Below are 9,062 nucleotides of genomic sequence, written 5' to 3'. Positions count from 1 at the left end.
GTTGAGGCAGCGGTCGTCGAGGACGGAGGCATCGCCGGCCAGCAGGGCGTAGGAGATGTAGCGAAGAACGATTTCACCATCACGCAGGCAGGAGGCCATGCGGCGGTTGGGGTAGCAGTTGCCACCAGCCTGGATCAGACCGGTGTTTTCGCAGATCATGCCTGACACGGCGTCGGAAACGATGCAGCTGGCGTTGCTGGCAATCGCGTTGACGGCATCAAGGCGCTTGTTGCCATTGGCAACGTATTGGCGCAGGGCGGCCAGTTCGGCACCACCGATGGTGGCTGTCTTGGCGTCAGCGCTGACAACAGCGCGGGAGAAGGCGTCGAGCATGGGGAGGAGAGAAAGGAGTGGAGGTGACGCAGTGAATAGAACGAGGGACGTTCCTGTCACTTGATCAAAAGTTTTTCAGCCTTTGCGGCATCCCCCTAGGTAACAAGGGTCGCCGCCAACAAAACTTAAAAAAGAAGAAAATGTTAAGAACATGGCGGGTTTGACGTAATGGGCGTGAGCTGGCCTGGGTTTTCCAGGCAGGCTCCATCGTTAATTTTTGATGCGTGGCCACGCCCCTTAGAGGGGGCCTCACGAATGAGTAAATGCCGTACCCACGGCCCCTGATTGCAAGGTCAGAGTCGCCAGGGAGGAGTCAGTGGCCGCAAGGTTCTCCAGGAGATCGCCGCTGACCACGCGGTGCACCCGAATCAGCTGAGCGAATGGAAGAAGCGGCTACTGGAGGGCTTCCAGTGCTGATCTCCAGGTGAAGGAAGGCCTAATGCGCAGTGGAGAGCCAGGGTCAAGGAAGGAGAGCTGTTCCTGCAGGTACACGGGGTCAACGACATAGGCGGCCGTGTTGCCTCAAGCGATTTGTTAATCAGTTAATCGACACCGAACAGTCCTTGCTCCATTGCCGTTACCAGCGCTAGCTGTTAACCAGCTGCCGCATTTTCGCAGGGTAGCCCGAATTTTTAAGCGAACTTTTAGAGTAAACCAAGGGCATGAAGCGGACCTCGGCCACTCAACAGCTCCAGAAGGAAGGCCGAGAACCCGAGCATCGCCAAGCGACCATTCCAGACCTCGGAGCTGTTGTTCCACCCCCAGGCCCACTTGTCCTGGGGGAAGAGCTTCACCTGACTGGGCAGGGAGGCGGCCTGATCCAGGTTCACTTCGGGGCCGGCCTGGGCCAGTTGCACCAGATCAGCCAGACCCTTGATGAAGGTGGGGTAGGTGTCGAGGGCGGGCACGCGCACGAAATTGCTGATGCCGGCTCTAGTGGCGATTTCTCGGTATTCGATGTCGATTTCCTCGAGGGTCTCGATGTGCTCGCTCACGAAGCTGATTGGCACCACCACCAACTCCTGGACCCCCTCCTCACCAAGCCGGACCAGGGCTTCATCGGTGTAGGGCTTGAGCCATTCCACCGGGCCCACCCGGCTCTGATAGGCCATGCTGTGGGGATTGCCATGGCCTAGCAGTTCCTCCAGCTTGGCCAACACCAGCCTCGAGCAGGCTTCGATTTCCTGCTGATAGGGATCACCAGCTTCTTCCACGTAGCTCTTGGGCACGCCATGGGCGCTGAAGAACACGTGTGCGGTGGCGGGGTCCTGGCAGCTGCGAACCCCAGCGGCAATCAACTCGGCCATCGCCAGCACGTAGCCGGGATGGTCGTACCAGCTGCGGATGCAGCGGAGCGGCAACTTGCTGAAGGCGGGATCGGCCTGGCGCAGGCGCTGCAGTTCTCGGAAGCTCGAACCGCTTGTGCTGATTGAGAAGTGCGGATAGAGGGGCAGTACCACCACCTCATCGACCGAATCCGCCTTGATGTCACCCACGGCCGACTCGGTGAACGGATGCCAGTAGCGCATCGCCACATAGGTGGTGGCCTGGACACCCCGCTGCCGTAGCTCACTCTGGAGCTCGCGGGCCTGCTGTTCTGTGATGCGGCGGAGGGGGGAGCCGCCACCGATGGCGCGGTAGGCCTCCTTGGACTTGTCGCTGCGCAGTGTGCTGATCAGCCAGGCCAGGGGCTTCTGCAGTAGGGGCGTGGGTAGCCGGATGATCTCCGGATCAGAGAAGAGATTGTAAAGAAAAGGGCCGACATCTTCGATGCGCTCAGGCCCGCCGAGGTTCAGCAGCACGACGCCGATCCTGGCCATACCCGAATTGGTCCATCGATTGGCTCAGAGCGTAACCCTGCTGGTGCCCGCCGGAGCTTGCCAGCACTGATCGATCCGTCTTCGCGCCCATCGCCGCCATGGCAGCCGACCCACTGTTTGGTGGCGGCCATCGGCCCCCACTGCCCTGAAACCTTCGCTTGCCGCGATCGATGCTGGCTGAGCCAGGACCTGCGCCAGCAACGCTTCGGCTGTGGCGACTGGGGCCGACCAAGCGCAGCGGCCATGGCGCTGGAGCGGTTTGAGGCCTTCGAGCAAGCCTTTTTCACCGATCCCTTGGGTGGTTTTTGTAGCAGGTGCCGGCTGTGGAGATTCTGCGTGGCTCACTGCGTCGGTGGGGTCTTGGGTTGTTGAAGATCCGCCTCAACATCTCCCCATCACAGGACTCAGCTGGATCTATTCCACTGATCACCAGCACCTGGGTGCTCGCCGGTTGATTTGTGGAGTCTTCACTGCAGGGGGAGTCAGAGACACATTCCTTAGCAGGCTTTCCTCTGGCTGTTGGTTCCGTCATGATCAGATCTGTGCCTCACAACGAGAGGAGGCTGTCGCGGCTGGTGCAGCGCGCCAGTGGATTCCAGCAATCCAGTTCCGCGGGAGACCGAGTCAGCAGTGAAGAGGCCCATTCCTCGCTTCCCAGTGCTTCAGAAAACACCGCTCCCTTGATGCTGCGAGCCTGGGCCAAGTCGGCTCCGCGTAGGTCTGCCCCGCGAAAGTCGCAGCCGTCCAACTCTGCCTCCCTGAAGCGACATCGTGCCATCAAGGCACCTCCAAAACGGGCCCGCCGCAGATCGCCGCCGACAAAGGAGATGTCTTCGAGAATGGCTCCGCGCAGGTCGGCGCCACTCAGATGCACCCCAAGCATGGTGCAGCCGGTCAGATCCATTCCACGCAAGTCGGCAGTACAGAGGTACTTCCCAGAGAGGTTGGCACCAGGACCGACGGCCCCCGAGTGGCGATAGTCGAAACCCTCTGGCCAGCGCGTCGCTGCGTCATAGCGGGCCTGGTTCAGGCGTGCCTGGTCGATCTGTGCTCCGCGCAGATCTGCTGCCCTAAGATCTGCCCGGCAGAGGTTGGCGCCGGTCAAGTTCTGACCACGTAGATTCGCCCCCTGGAGGGCTGCGGCACGTAGGTTCTGGGTCATGACAAAATCAGAGGATCCTGCAGGAAGCTGCTTCCGATCATGCAGTATGGAAGAAGAGACGATCTGAGTGTGTCTTTAACAAGGCCGTCTGCTTCTCCGCGCACGATGGCGCAGTTCTTGGCAAGAAGCGCTGGAACGTGGCTGTCACACCGATCTGTGCACCACTTTGAGGAGAGTGACGATGAGTCGGGATGTTCAAATCTCGTCATTGTACCCTTCGGACCTGATGATCTTGCTGTAGATCGAGTGTCTGAGCAGTTCAAGCTTGCAAGTGGAGGTGCTGTTGGTGGGGCAAGATTCTTTTGGCAGAGCAATACGATGCCGATTGATCTTGTGGATGGAAATGCTGCTGTTTTGGTTGACATTCCAGACCCTAGTGATGACACTCGAGGAGTGATGTACCGTGACGTAGGCTACCTTGAAGGCTTGGCGGTTGCTAGCCACTATGTCATCAGTGATGATGGGGTCATGTCCCTGCATACCGAGTATGATCGAAATTCTGGGGTGGAACGTTGTTGGTTCTTGAGCGACGACACCCGTGTCCGAGTGGGAACTTCGCTGGTGATGGGAGGGGTTAATCTAGTAAGCTATTCTACTGAAACTCGGTGCCATGACATTGAATCTTTTCATGCCCTGCGCCGTGACACCGAAGTTAGGCGAGATCAACTGAAGATGTTGGACGTGAATGCCACCAAGATGGATGGGGGTTCCGATAATGTTTGACCGTTATCATGACATCCTAATTAAGGAGATTGAAGGCTTAGGTGGAATACGTCTCTCCTTGGATTCCGATCTGGCTCATCAGACTAATTCTCGCAAAGGTGCTGTTATTCGGAGCAGCCTTTGGCAGGCCCCTGGTATTCGCCGATGGAGAGTAACCCAACTTGATGGCGGTGATGCCGTCCAAGTTCTCAATGCGGTCGCCTACCCAGAGTTTGGTCGCGACCAACCGATCCTGGGCATCGACCTGCTCAGCTTTGCAGTTCGAGACAAGCTGGTTGCTGTGATGGACTTCCAGCCTCTAGAGCAGGGCAAGGGCTATGCCGACCGCTACCTTTCAGGGCTGCAAGCCATTCAGGCAAGGCATCCAAGCTTGGCTGTTGGTGAGGCGATGCGCTTCTATGACGCTGATCAGTATTTCTCACCATTTCTGCTGTTTGCGCGAGGCTCGATTGCTGAGCTCGCCCCGTTGGTTGAGCAATCATTTCTTGAGATCATTCGGGCGTATGCAGCGATGCACGTGGAGGCACCTAGCACACCTGACCAGATTGATCGTGTCGAAACTCTGCAGCGGGCTTACGATCAGTACAGTGCTGAGCGTGATCCAGCCCACGGGCTTTTTACCAGCTATTTCGGCGAGGAATGGAGCAATCGTTTCATGCGATCGTTCCTTTTCCCGCTCTCCTCTCTTGTGTCAACTTCTTCAAATCACTGATGACCTGGCGCTGGGAATCCTTTTTTAATCATGCAGTGACAAGGATCACTGCGAAACTTGCGCTGGAGCCTTACCCGATTCCGATAGACATGGTGAAGAAGGTTGGTTCCACGGGGTCTCGTTCGAATCCGATTAATGTAACAACTACAAGTTGGGGAGTTCGCAATGCCAAGCTGCGCCAAGCCAGGGCGGCGTGCGTAGTGGCCGAACCGAGCCCACAAGTGCTGAACTTGGTGATCAGCCCTGAGCCGGGCTTTGATTTACCCTTTTTTGGAGCCGACTTGGTGACATTGCCTGGAGGTCACCTCATAGCTTTGGACCTTCAACCCGTTTTGAAGCGTGACCGCCTTCACACCGAGGCTGTTTGGGCGAGGCTTTTGCCTTTGTTTGACCATTTTCGTCCGCTCCTGCCTGATGGGGGGCCGATTCCTGAGGAGGCCGAACCTTATTTTTCTCCATGCTTTCTTTGGACCCGGCTACCACTGACATCTGAAAGCGATACTTTGATTGATGGGCCGTTAATGGATGCCTTTGTTGCTTATCTAGACCTCTACCTTGAACTCGTTCTGGAGGCAGTCTCAGTGGATGATGACAGGAGGCAGGAGTTGAGGGAGGGGCAATTGCAATATCTTGACTACCGAGCAGAGAAGGATCCCGCCCGCGGCATGCTGACAAGATTCTATGGTGAATCATGGACAGAAGGCTATATTCGTGGATTCCTATTTGACCACCGCTGATTGAAGCCATTCCTAGAGCTACTGCTGGCAGCTCAGGCTCTTGGCAAATCCGTAATTCATCAGTGGTACGGCAACCAAGAGGTTATGGAGATCTCGATAAAATGACCAGGCCATTCCTAGGTTCAGTCCTTCGCAATTGTCCGCTGCCAGTGCCGCATGGGTAGAATCAACTCCAATTTCAATTAGCAACCCATAGAGTTCATCCGGACTATGCGCGCCGGCCAGCTTCAAGGCTGCACCAACAATGTATGTGAGTGTGAAGCGTTCTCCGTTTATGTTCTGGTCGGAAGCAAACATGATGTTCATGTCAGCGTTTATGGCAAGGCTTTCCGCCTCTGATTGCCATGTGGCTTGGATATCAGGCTCAAGGCTTAGAATTAGTTGGGCTTCATTCGACTTGATTTCCAATCTTTCGCCCCAGTGCTCGGTAAGTAGTGCTGTTAGCCGTCTCTGTTGCTCGTCAACAGAACGCTGCTCAATGGGTTTTGCCATGGGTCTGTTCTCTGATCTGCTGGGCTTGTTGATCTACTCCTCATTCTAAGCTTCTGAGGCTGGACTTGTGACAAATCGGCGGTAGGATCTAAAAGTGAATTCGCGTCCTACCCCGTGGACCCCTTTCAACAGAGGCTTGCAGAGCAGGTCATGGCTTTGAGTCAGGTGTGTGAGGCCTTGCTTATACGACTTATAGAGACAGAGGAGCGACTAGAAAAATTAATTATTTCGCTAGATAATGATGCGATAAAAGGCATCAGTGATTCAGCCTTACAAGCAAGTGACATGGCATTAAATGGTGCCGACGTTATAATTAAAAGCCTTGCAAGCTATTTAATTTTAAATCATTCCGAATCGCGCCGCTCTTTAAATGTATCAATCCAGCCGGATCTTCCTGCCCAACAACTGCCTAAATCAAAAACCATTGAACTTGCATTCGAATCTTCTGAATTCATTGACGACGAGAATCAAGAGCTTGGGATTGACTACGAGGAAGTCCAGGACTTTACACAGGATTTCCTCGCTGCCTAAATAATTAAAAAGCTCACGGCCTTCGTCAGCCTTTCTGGTCTCTAGAGATGGGAGATCAGTCTATAGGTCCCGGCTTGAATCGTGGGCTGGTGCATGTGGAGGGTGCAGGCAAAGCCTTAGTGGATCTACTCCAACTTCAGATGGGTATGCTATGCGGCAGAGAAGGGGCCCCGCTTGCTGTATCAGGGCGAGGATCCGGGTTCCTTGGCCAGCGTCAGCGGACGGGAGGGGATGCTCATGGTGGGGAAGTGAGTGCAGATGTGCCTACCGCGGGGCACGCGGTTGAGCGCAATGCCGTATCGAATATGTCGGCGTAGTGGCGTCGTGCCGTAGCAGCAGGCAGTGGTGAGCTTTGGTCGACGTTTCGGAATGCGTCCAACCTGGTGAGGGCGCGCGTGGTGTCAGCCAGAACATCAAGCGTCGATTCGATCGACTCTGACCTCCTTGGTGACGGCCCGATCTTCACTGGCTCCTTCGGGACTGAAGGTCACTTGAAACCACCATTGGAGGCCGTCCTCGCTGCGCCGATCCGCGGTATAGCGCTCCATTCCCCGGTCGGTCAGGGCGAGAGCGAGTGCGTCACCACTGCAACCTGAGCAGGCCACCTGCAAATCCTCCAGCCCCTCCGCTGTGATCCGGTAGTTAGGCATTGAAATGGCGTACTTCAGGTCACCTTCTACGCTAGGCGGAGCCTAAAAGCGCCTTGATCGAGGTGAACGGTAGAAACCGACACACACGGCAACGATCTGTGAGCTAACGTTTACGAAACGTAACGATCCCTGTGACAGCCTCCTCCGACCTCTCCTCGCTTTATCAGTTGCTTGCCAAGGAGCAGCGCCCCATCCTGCCCTCGGGCGAGCAGCGCGCCATCCTTGGTTGTGGCTATGTGGGCGAAGCTGTGGCCAAGGCCTGGAAGCAAGAGGGCCACCAATTGTTGGGAACCACCACACGCCACCAACGACTGGTTGAGCTTGGTGAGCTTGTCGACTCACCGGTGGTCTTTGATTCTTCGGATTCCCGCAGCAGCCTCGATTTTGTTGGAGACTTAGATGGGATTCTGGTGTCGTTCGCGCCTTCAAAGAGTTCCCAGGTTGATGTGAATCAATACCGACAAACCTTTCTTGGAGGAATCCAATGTTTGATTGATGCATTGGAGCGACGCTCCATTAACACCCCTTTGCAGCTGGTGCATCTGAGTAGCTGTGGTGTCTATGGCAATCGCGGAGGCGCATTAACAGACGAAGCCGCGCCGCTTGATACGCAACATCCGGTCAACGAGGTGCTTTCAAAAGCTGAAGAGATGATCCAGTCCTTGCGCTCAGACCAGATCAAGGTTTGCATCTTGCGCTTGGGCGGCATTTATGGCCCGGGCCGTGACATTCCTGCCATGCTCCTTTCCGCAGCTGGGGGCGTTGTGCAGCGCAATGGTCAGAATGTGCCTTGCTGGATTCATCGCGATGACATCGTTAGCGGAGTCTCGTTTGCTTTTGATCACAATCTTAACGATACCTACAACCTAGTGAATGATACCCAGTGCAGCGGGCAAGAACTCACCGATCGCCTGTGTGAGCAAGCGGGCCTGCCACTGGCGAAATGGCTTTCGGTGGATACAACCGATCGTGTGCTCAATGCAAGAGTCAGCAATGCCAAGCTCAAGGAGCTGGGCTTCTCGTTCGCTCAGCCATTGATGGTGGGTTGATAGCGGCGTTCAACCCAGCGAGTGAGTTGGTGCGCTTGATCGTATTCAATCATTAGATGCACAAAGCTGTTTGGGGTGATCAGGCATCCAAAATTTAGATCAAATGGCCCCTGGGGCAAATGCGCCGGTAAGCTGCAGGTGATCTTATCTGCAAAATAACCGTTCACTTCATGTTTTAGAAAGCTGCTGGCAGCGAATGCAGCGATTGGCAGGCTCGGCGGTGTGTATTCCGGCCATTGGCCGGGACGTAACTCCTGCTCCATCCCAGGCCAGCCGGTGATGGTCTGAAAGAGCTGGTGCTTTGTCTCTGTGACGTCCCGAACGGGATCGGCAGTGGTCCGCTGGCAGCGAAATGCTGTCGCTGCGATGGAATCCAGGATCATGCTGTGACCCTCCTCACGCTGATAAAGGGCAACGAGCATGGATCGGGAGCGGGACGTGAAGAAATTAACTTCATGTCCGGCGCGCCCGCTGCTTGCGTCCATATCAAGGCTGGATTGACCGGCTGTATTAGGGAAATGCCAGCATTGATTTCCGAGATTGTAGCTATGGCGATAGAGGGGGAATTGGCGTTCGCCACCTGGAGCGAATCGCAAGCCAGTACCATGCCAAACGCCGGTGTTGGCATCGGAAAAACGTATGGCATAGATCGAACCTGCGGGATCTGATGTGCCACGGCTGAGATCCATCTCAGCGCCGTAGCGTCCATACCAGGTGGTCAGCCCCTTCCATGTGCCATCAAAGCTGCTCCGCATCAGATCCCACTGACGATCCACGCCTGCGCTTCTCTGGTTCGCTGTTCTTGCCATGCAGATCTAGTGCGGAAGGTGGTCCTTCATGGCCTCAACGGTAG

Annotated in this window: 10 protein-coding genes and 1 pseudogene; 5 read left to right on the top strand and 6 right to left on the bottom strand. The window is 55.7% G+C overall.

Annotated features, from left to right (window positions below; genetic code table 11):
- From cpeB to KQ307_RS11475, 3 genes and pseudogenes are all read right to left on the bottom strand, one after another.
- Window positions 1–333 (bottom strand): annotated as a pseudogene (gene cpeB, locus KQ307_RS11485) (class 1 C-phycoerythrin subunit beta); the annotation flags it as partial.
- A 644-nt stretch (window positions 334–977) separates the two neighbouring features.
- A complete protein-coding gene (gene hemH, locus KQ307_RS11480) occupies window positions 978–2,153 on the bottom strand; it encodes a ferrochelatase (protein WP_259728017.1) in 1,176 nt (391 codons plus the stop codon).
- Window positions 2,154–2,700: 547 nt separating this feature from the next.
- Window positions 2,701–3,315 carry a pentapeptide repeat-containing protein gene (locus KQ307_RS11475; protein WP_259728016.1) on the bottom strand — a complete coding sequence of 205 codons (615 nt, stop codon included), beginning with the start codon at window positions 3,313–3,315 and terminating at the stop codon, window positions 2,701–2,703.
- Between the two features lie 39 nt (window positions 3,316–3,354).
- Between KQ307_RS11475 and KQ307_RS11470 the strand changes: the two genes are divergently transcribed.
- The 3 genes from KQ307_RS11470 to KQ307_RS11460 are packed head-to-tail and all read left to right on the top strand — an operon-like array spanning window position 3,355 to window position 5,487.
- Entirely contained in the window at window positions 3,355–4,038 is a 684-nt protein-coding gene (locus tag KQ307_RS11470) for a phycobiliprotein lyase (protein WP_311133764.1), read from the top strand.
- Window positions 4,031–4,750 carry a 15,16-dihydrobiliverdin:ferredoxin oxidoreductase gene (locus KQ307_RS11465; protein ID WP_259728020.1) on the top strand — a complete coding sequence of 240 codons (720 nt, stop codon included), beginning with the start codon at window positions 4,031–4,033 and terminating at the stop codon, window positions 4,748–4,750. The genes KQ307_RS11470 and KQ307_RS11465 overlap by 8 nt, the downstream gene beginning before the upstream one ends.
- On the top strand, window positions 4,750–5,487 hold the full coding sequence (locus tag KQ307_RS11460; RefSeq protein ID WP_259728014.1) for a phycoerythrobilin:ferredoxin oxidoreductase: 738 nt from the start codon (window positions 4,750–4,752) through the stop codon (window positions 5,485–5,487). Before KQ307_RS11465 ends, KQ307_RS11460 begins: the two co-directional genes overlap by 1 nt.
- A gap of 18 nt (window positions 5,488–5,505) precedes the next feature.
- Here the strand turns inward: KQ307_RS11460 and KQ307_RS11455 are convergent, their stop codons facing one another.
- Window positions 5,506–5,979, bottom strand: a complete 474-nt coding sequence (locus tag KQ307_RS11455) for a hypothetical protein (RefSeq protein WP_259728013.1) — start codon at window positions 5,977–5,979, stop codon at window positions 5,506–5,508.
- 114 nt (window positions 5,980–6,093) lie between these two features.
- Here KQ307_RS11455 and KQ307_RS11450 point away from each other — a divergent pair, with 114 nt between their 5' ends.
- Window positions 6,094–6,510: a hypothetical protein gene (locus KQ307_RS11450; RefSeq protein WP_259728012.1), complete on the top strand. Its 417-nt coding sequence runs from the start codon at window positions 6,094–6,096 to the stop codon at window positions 6,508–6,510.
- 413 nt (window positions 6,511–6,923) lie between these two features.
- Here KQ307_RS11450 and KQ307_RS11445 read toward each other — a convergent pair whose 3' ends face one another.
- Window positions 6,924–7,160: a hypothetical protein gene (locus KQ307_RS11445; RefSeq protein ID WP_259728011.1), complete on the bottom strand. Its 237-nt coding sequence runs from the start codon at window positions 7,158–7,160 to the stop codon at window positions 6,924–6,926.
- A gap of 131 nt (window positions 7,161–7,291) precedes the next feature.
- Here KQ307_RS11445 and KQ307_RS11440 point away from each other — a divergent pair, with 131 nt between their 5' ends.
- Window positions 7,292–8,209: an NAD-dependent epimerase/dehydratase family protein gene (locus KQ307_RS11440; protein ID WP_259728010.1), complete on the top strand. Its 918-nt coding sequence runs from the start codon at window positions 7,292–7,294 to the stop codon at window positions 8,207–8,209.
- Here KQ307_RS11440 and KQ307_RS11435 read toward each other — a convergent pair.
- Entirely contained in the window at window positions 8,188–8,985 is a 798-nt protein-coding gene (locus KQ307_RS11435) for a hypothetical protein (protein ID WP_259728009.1), read from the bottom strand. The two genes, KQ307_RS11440 and KQ307_RS11435, sit on opposite strands and share 22 nt — an antisense overlap.
- Between the last annotated feature and the right edge of the window lie 77 nt (window positions 8,986–9,062).

It is taken from the genome of Synechococcus sp. CS-1326 (genome assembly GCF_025128115.1).
In the GTDB taxonomy this organism is placed as follows: domain Bacteria; phylum Cyanobacteriota; class Cyanobacteriia; order PCC-6307; family Cyanobiaceae; genus Regnicoccus.
Note: the sequence above shows the minus strand (reverse complement) of the source record. Positions and strands in the feature narration are given on the sequence as shown.

Excerpts from the sequence above, each read along its gene's own strand:
- hemH (WP_259728017.1), bottom strand. The coding sequence starts at position 2,153 with ATGGCCAGGATCGGCGTCGTGCTGCTGAACCTCGGCGGGCCTGAGCGC.
- KQ307_RS11475 (WP_259728016.1), bottom strand. The coding sequence starts at position 3,315 with ATGACCCAGAACCTACGTGCCGCAGCCCTCCAGGGGGCGAATCTACGT.
- KQ307_RS11470 (WP_311133764.1), top strand. The coding sequence starts at position 3,355 with ATGCAGTATGGAAGAAGAGACGATCTGAGTGTGTCTTTAACAAGGCCG.
- KQ307_RS11465 (WP_259728020.1), top strand. The coding sequence starts at position 4,031 with ATGTTTGACCGTTATCATGACATCCTAATTAAGGAGATTGAAGGCTTA.
- KQ307_RS11460 (WP_259728014.1), top strand. The coding sequence starts at position 4,750 with ATGACCTGGCGCTGGGAATCCTTTTTTAATCATGCAGTGACAAGGATC.
- KQ307_RS11455 (WP_259728013.1), bottom strand. The coding sequence starts at position 5,979 with ATGGCAAAACCCATTGAGCAGCGTTCTGTTGACGAGCAACAGAGACGG.
- KQ307_RS11445 (WP_259728011.1), bottom strand. The coding sequence starts at position 7,160 with ATGCCTAACTACCGGATCACAGCGGAGGGGCTGGAGGATTTGCAGGTG.